Genomic DNA, 17,989 nt, shown 5'->3' with positions numbered 1-17,989 from the left:
GAGGCGCGGCTCGCGCGCCCCACTAATGAGGGTCAGGATGGCAACGAAGCCTTCCTCGAAATACTCTCTTCTATAGGGAAATGTCCTAAGGCAGGGCACCCCCCCCAAGCAAAGTCGCTTGATCTTCCGCCAATCCTCCCCGGCGGTCTAGATCAGCGGCTTTTTTTGTTTGCCCGCCTGCCGGGCACGTGGATCAAAAGGAACCATGCAATGAAAAAACTAATACTAGGAATGACAACCGTCGTCGCCATGACGGGCACGGTCTTTGCTCAGGAGCTTGAGCTGGAAAAAGACGAGCTGACATTTGGCTTTATCAAGCTGACCGACATGGCGCCTTTGGCGGTCGCCTACGAACAGGGATACTTTCTTGACGAAGGTCTCTTCGTCACACTTGAAGCCCAGGCAAACTGGAAAGTTCTGCTCGATGGCGTGATCGGCGGTCAGCTTGATGGCGCGCACATGCTTGCCGGTCAGCCCCTTGCCGCAACCATCGGTTACGGAACCGAAGCGCATATCATCACGCCCTTTTCCATGGACCTGAACGGCAACGGCATTACCGTTTCCAACGAAGTCTGGGAAATGATGAAACCTTCGATCCCAAAGATGGACGACGGACGGCCGCAGCATCCGATTTCCGCCGAAGCCCTTGTTCCTGTTGTGGAAAAATTCCGGTCCGAGGGTAAGCCTTTCAACATGGGAATGGTTTTTCCTGTGTCGACACACAACTATGAGCTTCGCTATTGGCTGGCGGCAGGCGGGCTGAACCCCGGTTACTACAGCCCTGAAAACGTCTCTGGTCAGATCGGCGCCGACGTCTTTCTTAGCGTAACGCCTCCACCGCAAATGCCTGCCACGCTGGAAGCCGGCACAATCAATGGCTACTGCGTCGGTGAACCGTGGAACCAGCAAGCCGTATTCAAAGGGATCGGCGTTCCGGTGATCACAGACTACCAGTTGTGGAAGAATAACCCAGAAAAGGTTTTTGGCATCACGGCAGAGTTTGCGGAGCAATATCCAAACACCACATTGGCCGTAACCAAAGCGCTGATCCGCGCAGCAATCTGGCTTGATGAGAATGACAATGCAAACCGCCCTGAAGCGGTCGAAATCCTCAGCCGCCCGGAATACGTTGGTGCAGATTACGACGTGATTGCCAACTCGATGACCGGCTTTTTCGAGTTCGAAAAAGGCGACAAGCGTGACATCCCCGATTTCAATGTGTTCTTCCGCTACAACGCGACCTATCCCTTCTACTCCGATGCAATCTGGTACCTGACACAGATGCGGCGCTGGGGTCAGATCGCTGAAGCCAAAGACGATCAGTGGTACCATGACACTGCCAAAAAGGTATATAAACCAGAGATTTACCTCGAAGCTGCGCGTCTGCTTGTCGATCAAGGCCTCGCAAACGAAGCTGACTTCCCTTGGGACAGCGATGGCTACAAGGCACCGACACCCGGCCAGGATATCATCGACGGCATCGCTTATGATGGTCGGACGCCAAACGTCTATCTTGAGAGCCTGCCAATCGGTTTGAAATCCACCCAGACCGTTGTTGGCAGCGAAGTACAGGGCTGATCACCACCACACAAACCGCTGCGGTGGCCGGACTGTGCCGCCGCAGCATTTCCACTGAATAATAGCGCGGACAGACCCCCCAAAGTCCCGTCAGCGCCCCGTATACCGCCGCAGCGCAGCATCGCTGCCAGACACGTCAACAGACCGGCATACCGCCACGCCGCAGCCAGAAAACGGACAAGACAGACATGACAGCCATCGACCCGATCAACGCCCCGAACGCCGAAAGAGAAGCGCGCCGTGCCCGCCTCTTTACCCGTATCAACGCCGCTGACAAATGGTTTCAGGTTCTTGGCCTGGCGTGGATCACGCCATTGCTGAAGGCTGCAGCCGGAGATAATCCCCGCGCCCAGATGCAGGACTTGTGGCGTCTCGCTGCGGTCCCCCTCATCGCAATCTGCGCCTTTTTGCTGATGTGGGGCACACTGGCCCCGAAAGTACAAACATCGCTTGGTGCTGTGCCCGGTCCCGCTCAGGTCTGGGAAGAGGTAGTGAACCTGCATGAGGACGCCCAGAACAAGGCCGAAAAACGCGCCAAGTTCGAAACCATGGTCGAAAAGCGCAATCAAAAACTGATTGACGCTGGCCGCGCGGACGAAGTCAAAACTGTCGCCTATACTGGCGCGCCAAGCTACTACGAACAAATCTGGACTTCGATCAAAACGGTATTTTTCGGCTTTATGATTGCGACGGTCGTGGCCGTCCCGCTGGGCATTGCCGCAGGCCTTTCCCCTATAGCAAACGCTGCGCTGAACCCGTTGATCCAAATCTTCAAGCCTGTATCGCCGCTGGCGTGGCTTCCGATCGTCACGATGGTCGTTTCGGCAGTTTATGTCACACAAGATGGCTGGTTTGCAAAATCCTTCCTGATCTCGGCGATCACAGTGACCCTGTGTTCGCTCTGGCCCACGCTGATCAACACGGCCTTGGGCGTCGCGTCCATCGACAAGGATCTCGTGAACGTCTCGAAGGTGTTGAAAATGAACACCTATACCAAGATCACCAAGCTGGTGTTGCCCTCTGCCCTGCCGTTGATCTTCACCGGTTTGCGCTTGAGCCTTGGTGTCGGCTGGATGGTTCTGATCGCCGCCGAAATGTTGGCTCAAAACCCGGGACTGGGAAAATTTGTCTGGGATGAGTTCCAGAACGGGTCTTCTTCGTCACTCGCAAAAATCATGGTTGCTGTGCTGACAATTGGCATCATCGGGTTCCTGCTCGACCGCGTAATGTACGCCCTGCAATCGCTCTTTACCTTCACGAACAACCGGTGATCTCAGATGAGTATTCTCAAGTTCGATAACCTTTCAAAGAGCTATGGCGACATGCCGGTTCTGAAAAACATCAACCTGGATGTGAAAGAAGGCGAGTTTCTGGTCATTCTGGGTTTTTCCGGCACCGGGAAAACCACGCTTATCAACATGATGGCGGGTCTGGACGAGCCCACAGCGGGCGCTGCAACGTTCAAAGGCGCGCCGATAACCGGCCCGGGCCCGGAACGTGGGGTGATCTTTCAGAGCTATTCACTCATGCCGTGGCTGACTGTAACGGGCAATGTCCGGCTCGCCGTAGATACGGTTTTTCCCAAGCTGAGCGCCGCTGAAAAGGCTGACAAGGTGGCACACTACGTCAAGATGGTCGGCCTGAGCCATGCAGCCAGCCGCCGTCCGGCGGAATTGTCAGGTGGGATGCGCCAAAGGGTAAACGTCGCGCGTGCACTGGCAATGAATCCAGAAGTTTTGCTGCTGGATGAGCCGCTATCAGCGCTGGATGCCCTGACCCGTGCCAATCTCGCCGATGAGATCGAGGCGATTTGGGAAGCGGACAAGAAAACATGCGTTCTGATCACAAACGACGTGGATGAGGCGATCATCCTTGCAGACCGGATTATTGCGCTGAACCCGGATGGTACGCTGGGTGCCGAATTCAAAGTGTCCATCCCTAGGCCCCGCGAACGTACGGCCATGAACACCAACGAAACGTTCAAGACGCTGCGGACAGAAGTGACCAAATACCTGATGGACGTTGGCATCGAGGCCAAGATCGAAGGGACCCGTATCCTGCCGGATGTGACGCCGATACACGGCGTGCCTGCTGCCGTTGCTGACGCGCAAAAGGGCTTGATCAACGAACGTTTTCTTGACTTCAGCCAATTGCACAAGGTGTACCCCACACCCAAAGGGCCGCTTACCGTTGTCGAGGATTTTGATCTCAAGATTGATCGCGGCGAGTTCATCTCTTTGATCGGGCATTCGGGTTGCGGCAAGTCGACCGTACTGACAATGGCGGCGGGTTTGAACGAAATCTCCAAAGGCGCAATCAAGCTTGATGGCCGGCACGTCGAAGGGGCTGATCCGGAACGTGCCGTAGTGTTTCAGTCGCCCAATCTGTTTCCATGGCTGAGTGCGAGCCAGAACGTGGCTATTGGCGTTGACAAGGTCTACCCGCGCGCCAGTCAGGCCGAGCGGCAGGATGTCGTCGAATATTATCTCGAACGTGTCGGTTTGGCCGACGCGATGCACAAGTCTGCGGCGGATTTGTCCAACGGCATGAAACAGCGCGTCGGGATCGCCAGAGCTTTTGCACTGTCTCCCAAACTCCTGCTGCTAGATGAACCGTTTGGCATGCTCGACAGCCTTACACGTTGGGAACTGCAAGAAGTGTTGATGGAAGTGTGGTCACGCACAAAGGTCACCGCGATCTGTGTCACCCACGATGTGGACGAGGCGATTTTGCTCGCAGACCGGGTGGTGATGATGACAAACGGGCCACAGGCGACGATTGGCAAAATCACCAAAGTGGACCTGCCGCGACCGCGTAGCCGCAAAGCGCTTCTCGAGCACCCTGATTACTACACCTACCGGCAGGAAGTGCTCGATTTCCTCGAAGAATACGAACATGGCGCCAAGCCCAAGAAACCGGCTCCAAAGGCCATGGCGGCGGAGTAAGCACATGACCCAGAAACTGATCATAATTGGCGCTGGCATGGCCGCAGGCCGGATGCTGGAGCACCTCACCGAAACCGATCCGACTGCTTATGATATCACGTTGTTCAACGCAGAGCCGCGCGGGACATACAACCGTATCATGCTGTCACCGGTTCTGTCGGGCGAAAAGACCTACGCAGAGATCGTCACGCATGACGATACGTGGTACGCACAGGCAGGCGTGACCTGCTGCTTTGGAGAGCGGGTCACCGGCATCGACACAACAGCCAAAACCGTCACGTCAGACACGGGCCAGACACTGGCCTACGACAAACTGGTATTCGCGACGGGTTCAGACCCTTTCATCATCCCTTTGCCGGGTCACGATCTCGATGGGGTGATCGCCTATCGCGATCTCGAAGACACCGAAAAGATGATGGCCATGGGCGCCGGAAACAAGGTCGTCGTGATCGGCGGCGGGTTGCTGGGCCTTGAGGCCGCAGCCGGCATGGCCGCGCGCGGCGTTGACGTAACTGTTGTGCACATCATGGGCCATCTGATGGAGCGCCAACTTGATGAGGCCGCGGGTTACCTGCTGCGCAAATCGCTGGAAGACAAAGGCATCACGATCCTTTGCAGCGCGAACTCCAAGGAAATCATCGGTCAGGACGGGCACGTCCGCGCCTTGATGCTGGACGACGGGACGGAATTGCCTTGCGATCTTCTGGTTATGGCGGTCGGCATTCGTCCCGGCATCGGTCTGGCCAAGCAAACCGGCCTCGCCGTCGGGCGCGGCATCCACGTGGATGATCAGATGCTGACCTCGCAAGCTGATATCCTCGCTCTCGGAGAATGCGTGGAACATGATGGCTCTGTATTTGGTCTGGTTGCACCGCTTTACGATCAAGCAAAGGTTGCTGCAGCCACCCTACTCGGGCAAGAAGCTGCTTTCGTGCAAAAGACACTGTCCACAAAGCTGAAAGTGACCGGTTGTGACCTGTTCAGTGCAGGGGATTTTGCCGATGGCGACGGTCGCGAAGACATCGTGTTCCGCGACCCTTCGCGCGGCGTCTACAAACGGCTCGTGATCGAAGGAAACAAACTGGTCGGTGCGGTCATGTACGGCGATACAGCAGACGGTAACTGGTTTTTCGGGTTGATCAAGGATGGCACCAACATAGACGACATGCGCGACACGCTGATCTTTGGACCTGCCTTTCAGGGAGGATCCCCCGCGGACCCGCTGTCAGCCGTTGCAGCATTGCCGCGTGAAGCGGAAATCTGTGGCTGCAACGGCATATGCAAAGGACAAATTGTCGACGCGATCAACGCGGGCGCGGATGATCTGGGCGCTGTCCGCGCCACAACAAAGGCCAGCGCGTCCTGTGGCACTTGTACCGGGCTGGTCGAACAGCTTTTGCAGGTCACGCTGGGCGACGACTTTCAACTGCCGGCAGCACAGCCTGTCTGTAGCTGTACGGATCTGACGCACGAAGACGTGCGCCGTCTGATCAAATCGGGGGAGCTCAAGTCTCAACCCGCTGTCTGGCAGGAACTGGGATGGACCACACCCAACGGTTGCCATGTCTGCCGGCCAGCAATCAACTACTACCTGCTGGCCGACTGGCCGCTGGAGTATCGCGACGATCCGCAAAGCCGTTTCGTCAACGAACGCAAACACGCCAATATCCAGAAGGACGGCACCTTCAGCGTCGTTCCACGTATGTGGGGCGGGATCACCAACCCGGATGAACTGCGCGCGATCGCGGATGCCGCCGACAAGTACAATGTGCCCACAGTCAAGGTCACTGGCGGGCAGCGCATTGATCTTTTGGGCGTCAAAGGTGAGGACCTTCCGTTTATTTGGGCCGATCTGAACAAGGCCGGATTGGTATCCGGCCACGCCTATTCGAAGGGGCTGCGCACCGTGAAAACATGTGTCGGTACCGACCACTGCCGCTTTGGCACTCAGGACAGTACAGGCCTTGGCGTCAAACTGGAAAAACTGCTTTGGGGGTCATGGACACCGCATAAGGTCAAGCTGGCCGTGTCAGGGTGCCCCCGAAATTGTGCCGAAGCCACCTGCAAAGACATCGGTGTTGTCTGCGTTGACAGCGGCTATCAGGTCAGCATCGGCGGTGCCGCGGGCATGGACGTGAAAGAGACCGAATTGCTGGTTCAGGTAGAGACCGAAGAAGAAGCAATCGACGTCGTCATAGCCGTCATGCAGCTTTACCGCGAAGGCGCGAAGTATCTCGATCGCATTTACAAATGGCTCGGCAAAGTCGGCATGGATTGGGTGAAGGAGCAGATCGTCGATGATCTCGACACCCGCCGCGCGTTGGTCGAACGGTTCGAGCTAAGCCAATCCGTTTATCGCAAAGACCCTTGGGCCCAACACGCCGCCAAGCCGCGTGCCTACGCACCGCTTGCTGATCTGACACTGGAGGCTGCAGAATGAGCTGGATCGACATTGGCCATATCGACGACATCCCGCTGCGCGGTGCACGCATTGTCAAAACGCCATTAGGCTGTCTCGGGCTGTTCCGAACGGCCGAGGCAGAGGTTTTTGCAGCCTCGAACAGTTGCCCACACAAAGGTGGCCCACTCAGCGAAGGCATCGTGCACGGACAAAAGATCACCTGTCCGCTTCACAATTGGGTTTTTGACCTCAACACCGGCGAAGCAATTGGTGAAGACGCGCGGATCTCTACGTATCCTGTACGGCTCGACGGTGATCGCATTCTTTTGCAGGCATCCGCGGTAGACAAACGGAGCGCTGCCTGATGGATGGCAGTGCGCTCCCTGAAACGCGCTCGACCTGCCCATACTGTGGCGTAGGGTGTGGTGTTTTGTTGCGACCCGACGGTCGAGGCGGAATGGCAGTGCGGGGAGACCCCGATCATCCGGCAAACCACGGTCGTCTCTGTTCAAAAGGCACCGCTTTGGCGGAAACGGTGGGCCTTGAGGAGCGCCTGCTGACGCCACGCATCGGCGACGCCGAGGCTGGCTGGGATGAGGCGCTTGATCTGGTCGCGAATAGATTTCGCGATGCCATCGACACATATGGGCCCGATGCCACTGCATTTTATGTCTCCGGTCAGCTGCTGACCGAAGACTACTATGTCGCCAACAAACTGATGAAGGGCTTTTTTGGCTCTGCCAACATAGACACAAACTCACGGCTGTGCATGGCCTCGACCGTTGCGGGTCACAAGCGCGCCTTCGGGACCGACACTGTTCCGGGCACCTACGAAGACCTAGACGAGGCCGACCTTGTGGTACTGGTCGGTTCCAATCTGGCGTGGTGCCACCCAGTGCTCTACCAACGTCTTCTGGCGGCGCGCGATAAACGCGGCACGCGGATTGTCGTGATTGATCCACGCCGAACAGCAAGTTGCGATCAGGCCGATCTGCACCTTGCCCTCGCACCGGGAAGCGATGTCGCACTGTTCAATCATCTGCTGACCCAAATCTATGAGGGTGGTGCTCTGGATAAGCAGTACCTCGCCTCGGTGAACGGTTTTGACGCGGCATTGAAGTCTGCATTTGCCGATAAGCTGGAGGTGACGGGATTGAACCCGGCGGATGTCGACGCGTTCTGCAGGATGTGGATCGGCACAGAAAAGGTTGTCACGGTTTTCAGCCAAGGCGTCAATCAATCGACCAGCGGGGCCGACAAGGTCAACAGCATTCTCAATTGCCACCTCGCCACCGGACGCGTCGGGAAGCCCGGGATGGGGCCTTTGTCTGTTACCGGGCAACCCAATGCAATGGGCGGCCGTGAAGTAGGCGGCCTTGCCAATATGCTGGCCTGCCATCTGGATCTGGAAGATGCCGCGCACCGTGAAGCAGTAGGGCAATTCTGGGGAAGCCAAAAGCTGCCCGACAGTGCCGGCCTGAAAGCGGTAGATATGTTCCAAGCGGTGGCGGACGGACAGATCAAAGCGTTATGGATCATCCACACCAACCCTGCCGTTTCAATGCCCGACGCCGACCGGGTTCGCAACGCGATCGCCGCCTGTCCTTTTGTCGTGGTCAGCGACATCACAACACAGACCGATACGGCACGACTGGCGGACGTTGTGTTGCCTGCCACCGCTTGGGCCGAAAAGAGCGGCACAGTAACCAATTCAGATCGTACCATTAGCCGTCAGCGGCCTGTCTTGCCCGCACCGGGGCAAGCGCGGGACGACTGGGATATTCTTGCAGATGTCGGACGCCGCATGGGATGGAATGCCGCGTTTGACTTTCAGCGCCCCGTCGAGATTTTCCGCGAACACGCAAAGCTTTCAGGAATTGCCGCTGGGTTTGGCCGTGATTTTGATATCTCTGGTTTGGGCGATCTTGACGATGCGGCATATGAAACACTGGACCCCACGCGATGGCCGGTAAGAGCGCAGCAAACAGGCGGTCGCTTTTTTGCCCAAGGCCAGTTTTTTCACGCAGATGGCAAGGCACGCATGTTGCCATTGCGTTGGCAGCCCCCGGCTGCAAAAACCGGGCCGCGCTATCCCTATAGGCTCAACACCGGGCGCATCCGTGATCAATGGCACACGATGACCCGAACCGCACTGTCGCCGCGCCTGTCGGCGCATCTTGCCGAGCCCTACGTTGATATCAATCCGGCAGACGCCGCCGCATTGAACATCAATCCAGCAGATCTCGTACGTTTGCGCAGCCCCCTTGGAACAGCCATATTGCGCGCGCGGTTGACCCCGGATCAATCGGCAGGACAGCTCTTTGCCCCCATGCACTGGACGGGTGAAACCGCCCCCTCTGCCCGTATAGACGCACTGATCCCCGGTGCTGTCGATCCCGTTTCCGGTCAACCGGAGAGTAAAGCAAGCGTGGTCGCCGGCGAGCGGTTTGTCGCCGCATGGTATGGGTTTGCCGTCTCTTCAAAACCACTGCACCCGACGTCGGAATACTGGGCGAGAGCGCGCACCCCCTCAGGCTGGCGTGCAGAGCTTGCAGGAAGTGCGGCCGTTGAAAACTGGGAAGCCGAAGCACGGCATCTGTTCGACTTGCCAGACGCCACAGTGACGATCATCGAAGATCCGGCACGTGGTGGCGCTCGACTGGCCTTTTTCGAGAATGGCCTGCTATGCGCCGCCCTGTTCGTTTCGTCCACACCAGTGGCCGTCATGCGCGACTATGTTGCCAGCCAACCAGGAGCGCGAAATGAGCAGATTCTGACCGGCCAGAGCCCCCTGGACCTGCCCAATCCCGGACCGACTGTTTGTGCCTGCTTCAATATCGGGATGAACACCATACTGGATGCGATCGCCGAATACAGGCTGATGAGCGTTGAAGAAGTCGGCGAGGCGCTTGGCGCTGGCACAAACTGCGGATCATGCAAGCCCGAACTCAGCGCGTTACTTGTCAGCGCACAACCGCGGGAAGCAGCGGAATGAGCCTCGCGGCCCATGTGCGTACGCTTGGCCGTGGTCCGGGCCGCGCACGCAGTCTGACAATGGACGAGGCCTACAACGCGATGCAGCACATGCTGGCCGCCAACGCAGACCAAGCGGCAACCGGTGCCCTGCTGATGCTGCTGAGAATGAAGGGCGAAACAGCCGACGAGATTGCCGGTCTGTCCGCAGCCGCGCAGGCCCAAGTACCCGATATGCCACGCGCTGATCTCGATTGGCCATCATATGCAGCCGGACGAACGCGCGGTCTTCCGTGGTTTTTACTCTCCGCTCACTTGGTAGCCCAAGCCGGTTTTCGGGTCGTGCTGCACGGGTGGAACGGACCAGACGGTAGCGTACGTAGCGGATTGGCAGATGCAGGAATTCCGCAAGCTCAAACAACTCGCCAAGCGGCAAGGCAGCTTGACGCAGGCAACATTACCTACATTGCGCAGGAAGTCCTTATGCCACAGCTATTTGATTTGCTGGCATTACGCGACCAACTTGGCTTGCGATCATGCATCAACACAGTATCACGAATGGTGAACCCTGCGCGCGCTTCTGCATGTGTGCAAGGCGTCTTTCATCCCTCTTACCGTCTTTTACAGGCCGACGCGGCCGCGCTTCTCGGCTGCCAGTCTCTGAGTGTCATCAAGGGCGGAGGTGGTGAATTTGAACGCAACCCCGCAAAGATCATAGAGGCTTTTGGCCTGCGTGATGGAGTTTTGTGGCAGTCAAACTGGCCAGCCACCCGCATCGAAAAACGCAGGCTCGGGAACGGACCGCGGGCGGAAACGACACTGGCCGGTTTATGGGCAGGACAAATGCAAGACGACTTCGCGCGCGACATCGTGTTGGGCACTGCTGCCGCCGCTCTGGCCACATTAGGCGTGTCAAACCCGGAAAGTCAGGCACAACAGTTGTGGGACACCCGCAGCAGACACAGCGCGCCTCTCAAGGAGACAGTGTAATGAAAAGCTTTCCCATGTTCATCAAAACCACCAACCGGCGGGTTGTCATTGTCGGCGGTGGGGAACAGGCGGCGCAAAAGACGCGCCTAATCCTGAAAACCGACGCGACAATAGTTCTGGCAGCGTCAGATCTGGATCTCGAACTGCAAGCATGCGTCGATGCGGGACGTGCAACATGGCACCAAGGGGCGATTGGAACAGATCTGTTTGAAGATGCCGCAATGGCCTTTGTTGCAACAGGTTGCCCCGGTCTGGATGCGGCCATACACGCAATTGCCAAAGACGCGCGCTGCCCTGTCAACGTGGTGGATCAACCACAGCTTTGCGACTTGACCACCCCTTCACTGGTTGACCGCGACCCGGTGGTCGTAGCGATCGGTACAGAGGGTACTGCACCGGTTCTGGCACGGCAGATAAAGACAAGCGTGGAAGAAATGCTTCCGCCCAACATCGGGGGCCTCGCGGCAATGGCAGGTCGGCTACGCTCGGCCGTCGCGCAGCGCGTCCCCCGTGAACGACGCCGCGCGTTTTGGCGGTGGGTTTTTGCTGACGCCCCGCGGCGGGCTTGGACTCGCGGTGCCGAAAGGGAAGCTGCCGCGCAGATCAAGGCTGCGGTCACGGCAGGCACATCCCCGGATGATCAAGCCGAAGGAAACATATGCCTGATCGGCGCGGGTCCGGGTGCGCGTGATTTGTTGACCCTTCGCGCCGTCGCGCGCCTTCAGGAAGCAGATGTAATCTTCTATGACCGGTTGGTTGATGACGAAGTATTGGAACTTGCCCGACGGGACGCAGAGCGTGTCTTTGTCGGCAAAGTCGTTGGCGCCTCCGCATGGCCGCAAGAACAGATCAACGCCCTCATCGTGGCGGAGGCCCAAATGGGCCGGCGCGTTGTACGCCTGAAGTCCGGCGATCCGGGCATATTTGGCCGGGTCGGAGAAGAGATAGAGGCGGCAAAGGCTGCAGGGCTTTCCGTCGAGGTAGTGCCCGGCGTCACGGCAGCTTGTGCCGCGGCAGCGACTGTGGGTGTCAGCCTTACGCAACGCGGCACATCCGATACTTTGGTGCTCTCAACGGCAACAGGAGCGCACGGCGGTGTTTTGCCCGAGTGCGCACGGATGAGTTCGCCCGGCACCAGCAGTGTTTTTTACATGGCCACGCGCCAAGCGCAGTTTGTGCAGCAAGCGCTACTGGACAGAGGCATGCCCGCCGACACCGAATTCCGATTGGCTGTGGACGTCACGAAACCCAGCGAAGCCATCTACCAAGGGGCTCTGAAAGACCTGTACAAGACTGTCGCTGACAACAACGTCAACGGTTGCGCAGTGATCATGATCACCTGGCCGATGTCCATCGCAGATGCGATCGGGCGTGCGCCGTCAGCACCGCTCGCCTTGGTAGCTCAATCCGCCTGAGACAGTGTGCCAAGTTTGCGCGCAGCGCGTTTGCCGGTAAAGCGACGGTGATTGCGGCGGGCCTCTTCCAGCAAACCTGCCGCCCGCAGATTTCGCAACGTACGGTAGTGTATGGTATAGATCGGCTCATCGGGCAGAGACTGCCCTTTGAGTTTGCCCCCCATAATGTAGTGCTGCGCCTCGGGCAGTATGTTCCAGTCAAGGCCAGCACGTCTGATCGCGGCAGGCAAACTCATCTGATCAAGGTAGGGTCGCCGACGGTCCAACGTCTCCACGCGATCTAGAATCTGCGCCGTTTCGTACCAGACATCCGGAAACCGGCCTTTCCCGGTTACGTCGTTTTCCGGAAACACGACCAGACCCGAACTGAAATACGGAATCACCGCGCCACGGCTTCGCCGCATCAAGGGGTAACGTTCGGGCGGAATTTCCATGCCAAGCGCGCCATAGATTGTATCCCAGATAGACTGTTCGGCCCATATCATCGACGCGGCAACCGAACAGGAAACATGCGCTTCTTGCGTAATGTTGGACGGCACATTGTCCTTAATAAACAGCACATCGGAATCGACGAACATCGAAAACGCTGTGTCACGCGGTTCGAGCGCAGCAAGCATCTTGTTGCCATGGGGATAAACCGGGTCAAAGCGCCCCGTTGCGTCAAAGATTCGGATTTCGGCGTTCATCAGCTTGTGCGCTTCCAGCACACCGGGGTGCAACTCATGCAGGCGGTGGGCCGGGCAATAACCGATCGCTTTCACATCAGCGGGAAATCGCGCGCGAATTGAAGCGAGCAGGTAACACCCCATCATCTGGTAATCTGGCGGCTCGACGATGTAGAAAATCGTCAATCCGCTCTGCGACGTTGCGGTCATTTTAGCTGCTCCGACCTACCTTTGGCCTTTTGTTCAACCATGGAGCCTGTGACGCTGTCGTGTCCAGAAGTTTTCAAACCGCTAAATGCCCTGCTTGACCCGAACCTTGCGCGTAGCACTCAGACGCATGGCTGGGACGTGCAACCGGGTTTCCGGCCCCACCCATGCATAAGACAGCAGGCACGGGTCAAGGTCAGCGGTTGTGATGCGGTGTTCCTGACCGGGGCTGTTAAGAATAAGCGAGCCCGGTGCGTGCACGGCAGAATCGTTTTCGGACCACGCCCCTGATATCGAAATGTAGCTTTCTTCGATTTCCTGATGCGAGTGCTGCGGATATGTGGTTTTCGGAGCAAACAGGACAAAACCCAGAACCAGACGATCCGACCGGATCGGCCCGCGCGGACCAAGCACCTCACAATACGCATATTTTCGGGCCAGCGCTTTAGGCACCTTTTCGTACCCGTACTCCCACGTCAGCCTGTCGGAAACGCGCGACAAAGCACGCGCCATTCCGGCCACTGCGCCCCGTTCTCCAAGGTCCAATGCGCGGGGCAAATGCGCGGTGACAGGCCGCTCTTCGGGGGTACGCGACAATATCTCCGGATTGCTTTCAATGGTGCGGGACAGCGTGTCTCGAACGCGTTTTCTGTGCGCGCGGATCAATTTGCTGCCGCCCGCCGACCCGTGTCTGTAAAGCGCGTCGAACTCACGCAGCAAATACGTCCACGCCGGACTGTCATCGAGGCAAACCGACGGAGCGGAAGAACCGTTTTCCTGAGCTATCTGCATGACCAAGCATTCCTGAAATTTCCGGCAACAGATGCGCCGACACAGTCTTTCGGTCAAGCTCTTGTATCACTTTCGAGACCGATTACCGGCACAAAGCGGCTGTCGCGCCAGCATAATACGCAATCATCCCGCCCCGTCAGCTGTCCGTGTCATGCATTTCGCGACTATCCTGCGGCGCCTGCGCACGATCAAACATCCCGTAGTCTCGGATGACGCTGGCAATCCGTAGGTGATAGTCACGAAATACCCTGTCGCGCCCCATGGCTTGTGCCCGTCGATGGGCGCTAAGGTTTCGCCACGCTTCCAAGGCGTCTTCGTTTTCGAAGAACGACAAGGACAGAATCTTGTCTGGGTTTGTCAGGCTCTGGAAACGCTCAACTGAAAGAAAACCTTCAATTTCATCCACCAACGGCCTCATCGTAGCAGCAATATCGAGATACGCCTGCTTCCGGCCATCTGCCGGCTCAACCTCGAAAATAACGGCGATCATGCCGGATCTCCTGAGCCATGTGGTGTGGAGACCAGGCGCAAAAAGGTTCGGTCTTCGCGGTGTATAAACTTCTCTTTCTGGGCAAAGGCGTAATTCTCTTTTCCCAGCGGGTCGGCAGCCAGTCGGGCGCGATACGCTTCATAATCCGCAAGACTATTGATCGTGTAAACTCCATACGCTAGCGTACTGGACCCTTCATGCGGCGCAAAATAGCCGATAAGCCCGGCACCACAGCGTGGAATGGCTTTCCCCCAGTTTTTTGCATATGTCTCGAACTGCTCCCGCTTAGTGGGATCAATGTGATAGCGAATTACGCATGTGAGCATTGGATGTCCTCTCAAGATTTCAGGTCCACTCTAGCCCATTGATCGGCGCTCAAGCTTCGATTACGGTCGAACTATGAAAGAAGGACCGAATATTTCGCATATTGCGATGCTCATTGGTGATCCTGCGCGTGCGAATATGCTCACTGCATTAATGAGTGGTAAGGCACTGACGGTCAGCGAACTGGCACGAGAGGCAGGCGTCACTGTTCAAACGGCAAGCTCGCACCTGTCGAAACTTGACGCAGGTGGCCTGCTCACGCCTCTCAAGCAAGGGCGACATAAGTATTTTTCGCTTGCCGGGTCCGACGTCGCGAAAGTACTCGAAGGGCTGATGGGCCTTGCAGCTGGATCAGGGCATCTGCGCACGCGCACCGGACCGAAAGATGAGCGATTGCGCAATGCGCGGGTCTGCTACAATCATCTTGCCGGTGACATGGGAACGCAAATGTTCGACAGCTTAGTGCTGTCAGGCCGACTGAGTATCTCCGAGAATGACGTTAGCCTGACCCGGCACGGTCGAGAATTTGTCGAGTCGCTGGGCGTGGACGTGAACTCGCTGGAAAAACAGCGCGCGCCGCTTTGCCGAGAGTGTCTGGATTGGAGTGCGCGTCGATCCCATCTTGCCGGCAGCCTCGGAAGAGCGCTTTTAGCGCGTTTCGAAGACCTATCCTGGGCTAAACGCGATGCAACTTCCCGCATCATATTGTTTACGCGGACCGGACGTGAAGCATTCCACGAACATTTTCCACCTGAAAAGGTCAAATCGCGCATCTGACGTTGGAAAAACTGGGATGCAGAAATGCAAAAAGCCGCCCAAGGGCGGCTCAGTGTTTGAAATTGGTTGCGGGAGTAGGATTTGAACCTACGACCTTCAGGTTATGAGCCTGACGAGCTACCGGGCTGCTCCATCCCGCGCCAATTGGTCGCCTCAAGTCTAATTTGATATGAGGCGCATCGAAAGAGAGATACAAACCAGAGGTTTTACTAGGTTTGGCGGTGACCTACTCTCCCACGCCTTAAGACGCAGTACCATCGGCGCTAAGGCACTTAACGGCCGGGTTCGGGATGGGACCGGGTGTTTTGCTCTCGCTATGACCACCAAACCATGAAAAACCTCTGTGTCCAAGTCGCGTACGACTGTGTTGGTATGCTTTAGATCAGTAAAGTCTTGCTTTTACTGGATCAAATCAAGCCTATCGGGCAATTAGTACCGGTCAACTGAACATGTTGCCATGCTTACATCTCCGGCCTATCGACGAGGTAGTCTACCTCGGCCCTCAGGGATACCTTGTTTTGAGGGGGGCTTCCCGCTTAGATGCCTTCAGCGGTTATCCTTTCCGATCATAGCTACCCTGCACTGCTGCTGGCGCAACAACAGGTCCACCAGTGGATCGTTCACCCCGGTCCTCTCGTACTAGGGGCAACTCCTCTCAAGTATCCTACACCCACGGAAGATAGGGACCGAACTGTCTCACGACGTTCTAAACCCAGCTCACGTACCTCTTTAAACGGCGAACAGCCGTACCCTTGGGACCTGCTCCAGCCCCAGGATGAGATGAGCCGACATCGAGGTGCCAAACACTGCCGTCGATATGGACTCTTGGGCAGTATCAGCCTGTTATCCCCGGCGTACCTTTTATCCGTTGAGCGATGGCCCTCCCACTTGGGACCACCGGATCACTATGGCCGTCTTTCGACTCTGCTCGACTTGTCAGTCTTGCAGTCAGGCTGGCTTCTGCCATTGCACTCAACGAGCGATTTCCGACCGCTCTGAGCCAACCTTCGCGCGCCTCCGTTACGCTTTAGGAGGCGACCGCCCCAGTCAAACTACCCACCACACAGGGTCCCGGATCCGGATAACGGACCGCGGTTAGACATCAAGCAGAACAAGGGTGGTATCTCAAGGGTGGCTCCACGCAAACTAGCGTTCACGCTTCAAAGCCCACCACCTATCCTGCACATGTTCGGCCTAATGCCAGTGTGAAGTTGTAGTAAAGGTGCACGGGGTCTTTCCGTCTAACCGCGGGAAACCTGCATCTTGACAGGTAATTCAATTTCGCTGAGTCTATGTTGGAGACAGCGGGGAAGTCGTTACGCCATTCGTGCAGGTCGGAACTTACCCGACAAGGAATTTCGCTACCTTAGGACCGTTATAGTTACGGCCGCCGTTTACCTGGGCTTCAATTCAGAGCTCTCACCCCTCCTTTTAACCTTCAGGCACCGGGCAGGCGTCAGACCCTATACGTCGTCTTGCGACTTCGCAGAGCCCTGTGTTTTTAATAAACAGTCGCCACCCCCTGGTTTGTGCCCCCAGCCAATACTTGCGTAGAAACTGGGCCTCCTTCTCGCGAACTTACGGAGGTATTTTGCCGAGTTCCTTCAACATAGTTCTCTCAAGCGCCTTGGTATTCTCTACCAGTCCACCTGTGTCGGTTTAGGGTACGATCTAATGATGGAGCTATTTCCAGGAACCCCTTAGCTGCCCACTCAATCCAATAAGGATGAACAACCTTCGAGATTCGTCACTTCCATCTGGCCCAGGAATATTAACCTGGTTCCCATCGACTACGCCTTTCGGCCTCGCCTTAGGGGTCGGCTTACCCTGCTCAGATTAGCTTTAAGCAGGAACCCTTGGACTTTCGGCGAGAGTGTCTCTCACACTCTTTGTCGCTACTCATGTCATCATTCTCACTAGTGATCTCTCCACCGGATCGCTCACGCGCCGGCTTCACAGAAAACCTCTCTCCTCCAATACGGGCGAACCCGTTAAGGAGGAATGAGATTATGTCACACTACGCTCTGCTACCATGCACAAAGTGCATCCTAAGCTTCGGCTCATGGCTTGAGCCCCGTTACATCTTCGCCGCAAGACAACTTATTTAGACCAGTGAGCTGTTACGCTATCTTTAAAGGATGGCTGCTTCTAAGCCAACCTCCTGGTTGTTTTGGTCGTCTCACCTGCTTTCCCACTTAGCCATGAATTAGGGGCCTTAGCTGTAGGTCAGGGTTGTTTCCCTCTCCACGACGGACGTTAGCATTCGCCGTGTGTCTGCCATCTAGTACTCCTCGGTATTCGGAGTTTGGTTAGGATCAGTAAGCCTGTGGGGCCCCATTACCCATCCAGTGCTCTACCCCCGAGGGTATTCGGATGACGCTCTACCTAAATAGATTTCGCAGAGAACCAGCTATCTCCGAGTTTGATTGGCC

General features: G+C 56.8%; 13 protein-coding genes, 1 tRNA gene and 2 rRNA genes (1 of these 16 cut by a window edge). 9 read left to right on the top strand and 7 right to left on the bottom strand.

The genetic code is table 11. The annotated features are described in order from the left end of the window. Positions 1 to 210 precede the first annotated feature (210 nt). The 8 genes from AC2D8V_RS17815 to cysG all read left to right on the top strand — a co-directional run bounded on the left by AC2D8V_RS17815 (position 211) and on the right by cysG (position 12,302). On the top strand, positions 211 to 1,578 hold the full coding sequence (locus AC2D8V_RS17815) for a CmpA/NrtA family ABC transporter substrate-binding protein (RefSeq protein WP_484734938.1): 1,368 nt from the start codon (positions 211 to 213) through the stop codon (positions 1,576 to 1,578). Positions 1,579 to 1,766: 188 nt separating this feature from the next. Next, on the top strand, positions 1,767 to 2,849 hold the full coding sequence (locus AC2D8V_RS17810) for an ABC transporter permease (protein ID WP_484734937.1): 1,083 nt from the start codon (positions 1,767 to 1,769) through the stop codon (positions 2,847 to 2,849). A 6-nt stretch (positions 2,850 to 2,855) separates the two neighbouring features. Beyond that, positions 2,856 to 4,523, top strand: coding sequence for an ABC transporter ATP-binding protein (locus AC2D8V_RS17805; protein ID WP_484734936.1), 1,668 nt, complete (start codon positions 2,856 to 2,858; stop codon positions 4,521 to 4,523). Between the two features lie 4 nt (positions 4,524 to 4,527). After that, positions 4,528 to 6,963: a nitrite reductase large subunit NirB gene (nirB, locus tag AC2D8V_RS17800; protein ID WP_484734935.1), complete on the top strand. Its 2,436-nt coding sequence runs from the start codon at positions 4,528 to 4,530 to the stop codon at positions 6,961 to 6,963. Further along, a complete protein-coding gene (gene nirD / locus AC2D8V_RS17795; RefSeq protein WP_484734934.1) occupies positions 6,960 to 7,289 on the top strand; it encodes a nitrite reductase small subunit NirD in 330 nt (109 codons plus the stop codon). The genes nirB and nirD overlap by 4 nt, the downstream gene beginning before the upstream one ends. Beyond that, entirely contained in the window at positions 7,289 to 9,919 is a 2,631-nt protein-coding gene (locus AC2D8V_RS17790) for a molybdopterin-dependent oxidoreductase (protein WP_484734933.1), read from the top strand. Before nirD ends, AC2D8V_RS17790 begins: the two co-directional genes overlap by 1 nt. After that, positions 9,916 to 10,887: a glycosyl transferase family protein gene (locus tag AC2D8V_RS17785; protein ID WP_484734932.1), complete on the top strand. Its 972-nt coding sequence runs from the start codon at positions 9,916 to 9,918 to the stop codon at positions 10,885 to 10,887. Before AC2D8V_RS17790 ends, AC2D8V_RS17785 begins: the two co-directional genes overlap by 4 nt. After that, on the top strand, positions 10,887 to 12,302 hold the full coding sequence (gene cysG / locus AC2D8V_RS17780; protein ID WP_484734931.1) for a siroheme synthase CysG: 1,416 nt from the start codon (positions 10,887 to 10,889) through the stop codon (positions 12,300 to 12,302). The genes AC2D8V_RS17785 and cysG overlap by 1 nt, the downstream gene beginning before the upstream one ends. Here cysG and AC2D8V_RS17775 read toward each other — a convergent pair. The 4 genes from AC2D8V_RS17775 to AC2D8V_RS17760 form a co-directional block, all read right to left on the bottom strand. Next, complete coding sequence (locus AC2D8V_RS17775) at positions 12,290 to 13,177, bottom strand: hypothetical protein (protein WP_484734930.1); 888 nt, start codon at positions 13,175 to 13,177, stop codon at positions 12,290 to 12,292. The two genes, cysG and AC2D8V_RS17775, sit on opposite strands and share 13 nt — an antisense overlap. Positions 13,178 to 13,258: 81 nt before the next feature. Continuing rightward, positions 13,259 to 13,966, bottom strand: coding sequence for a dimethylsulfonioproprionate lyase family protein (locus AC2D8V_RS17770; RefSeq protein WP_484734929.1), 708 nt, complete (start codon positions 13,964 to 13,966; stop codon positions 13,259 to 13,261). A 136-nt stretch (positions 13,967 to 14,102) separates the two neighbouring features. After that, positions 14,103 to 14,456 (bottom strand): antibiotic biosynthesis monooxygenase family protein, encoded by a 354-nt coding sequence (locus AC2D8V_RS17765; RefSeq protein ID WP_484734928.1) that lies wholly within the window; start codon positions 14,454 to 14,456, stop codon positions 14,103 to 14,105. Then, positions 14,453 to 14,782 carry an NIPSNAP family protein gene (locus AC2D8V_RS17760; protein ID WP_484734927.1) on the bottom strand — a complete coding sequence of 110 codons (330 nt, stop codon included), beginning with the start codon at positions 14,780 to 14,782 and terminating at the stop codon, positions 14,453 to 14,455. Before AC2D8V_RS17760 ends, AC2D8V_RS17765 begins: the two co-directional genes overlap by 4 nt. Before the next feature lie 73 nt (positions 14,783 to 14,855). Here AC2D8V_RS17760 and AC2D8V_RS17755 point away from each other — a divergent pair, with 73 nt between their 5' ends. Beyond that, positions 14,856 to 15,557: an ArsR/SmtB family transcription factor gene (locus AC2D8V_RS17755; protein WP_484734926.1), complete on the top strand. Its 702-nt coding sequence runs from the start codon at positions 14,856 to 14,858 to the stop codon at positions 15,555 to 15,557. A gap of 63 nt (positions 15,558 to 15,620) precedes the next feature. Here AC2D8V_RS17755 and AC2D8V_RS17750 read toward each other — a convergent pair. The 3 genes from AC2D8V_RS17750 to AC2D8V_RS17740 form a co-directional block, all read right to left on the bottom strand. Continuing rightward, positions 15,621 to 15,697: transfer RNA gene (locus AC2D8V_RS17750), tRNA-Met, on the bottom strand. Between the two features lie 73 nt (positions 15,698 to 15,770). Further along, positions 15,771 to 15,885: ribosomal RNA gene (rrf, locus tag AC2D8V_RS17745) — 5S ribosomal RNA — on the bottom strand. Between the two features lie 80 nt (positions 15,886 to 15,965). Next, a 23S ribosomal RNA gene (locus tag AC2D8V_RS17740) occupies positions 15,966 to 17,989 on the bottom strand; it runs 809 nt beyond the window's last position.

It is taken from the genome of Roseobacter sp. YIN89 (assembly GCF_057219365.1).
The sequence above is the reverse complement of the archived record's forward strand: the minus strand, read 5'-3'. Positions and strand labels throughout refer to the sequence as shown.

Excerpts from the sequence above, each read along its gene's own strand:
- cysG (WP_484734931.1), top strand. The coding sequence starts at position 10,887 with ATGAAAAGCTTTCCCATGTTCATCAAAACCACCAACCGGCGGGTTGTC.
- AC2D8V_RS17785 (WP_484734932.1), top strand. The coding sequence starts at position 9,916 with ATGAGCCTCGCGGCCCATGTGCGTACGCTTGGCCGTGGTCCGGGCCGC.
- nirD (WP_484734934.1), top strand. The coding sequence starts at position 6,960 with ATGAGCTGGATCGACATTGGCCATATCGACGACATCCCGCTGCGCGGT.
- AC2D8V_RS17810 (WP_484734937.1), top strand. The coding sequence starts at position 1,767 with ATGACAGCCATCGACCCGATCAACGCCCCGAACGCCGAAAGAGAAGCG.
- AC2D8V_RS17770 (WP_484734929.1), bottom strand. The coding sequence starts at position 13,966 with ATGCAGATAGCTCAGGAAAACGGTTCTTCCGCTCCGTCGGTTTGCCTC.
- AC2D8V_RS17815 (WP_484734938.1), top strand. The coding sequence starts at position 211 with ATGAAAAAACTAATACTAGGAATGACAACCGTCGTCGCCATGACGGGC.
- AC2D8V_RS17765 (WP_484734928.1), bottom strand. The coding sequence starts at position 14,456 with ATGATCGCCGTTATTTTCGAGGTTGAGCCGGCAGATGGCCGGAAGCAG.
- AC2D8V_RS17755 (WP_484734926.1), top strand. The coding sequence starts at position 14,856 with ATGAAAGAAGGACCGAATATTTCGCATATTGCGATGCTCATTGGTGAT.
- nirB (WP_484734935.1), top strand. The coding sequence starts at position 4,528 with ATGACCCAGAAACTGATCATAATTGGCGCTGGCATGGCCGCAGGCCGG.
- AC2D8V_RS17805 (WP_484734936.1), top strand. The coding sequence starts at position 2,856 with ATGAGTATTCTCAAGTTCGATAACCTTTCAAAGAGCTATGGCGACATG.
- AC2D8V_RS17790 (WP_484734933.1), top strand. The coding sequence starts at position 7,289 with ATGGATGGCAGTGCGCTCCCTGAAACGCGCTCGACCTGCCCATACTGT.
- AC2D8V_RS17760 (WP_484734927.1), bottom strand. The coding sequence starts at position 14,782 with ATGCTCACATGCGTAATTCGCTATCACATTGATCCCACTAAGCGGGAG.
- AC2D8V_RS17775 (WP_484734930.1), bottom strand. The coding sequence starts at position 13,177 with ATGACCGCAACGTCGCAGAGCGGATTGACGATTTTCTACATCGTCGAG.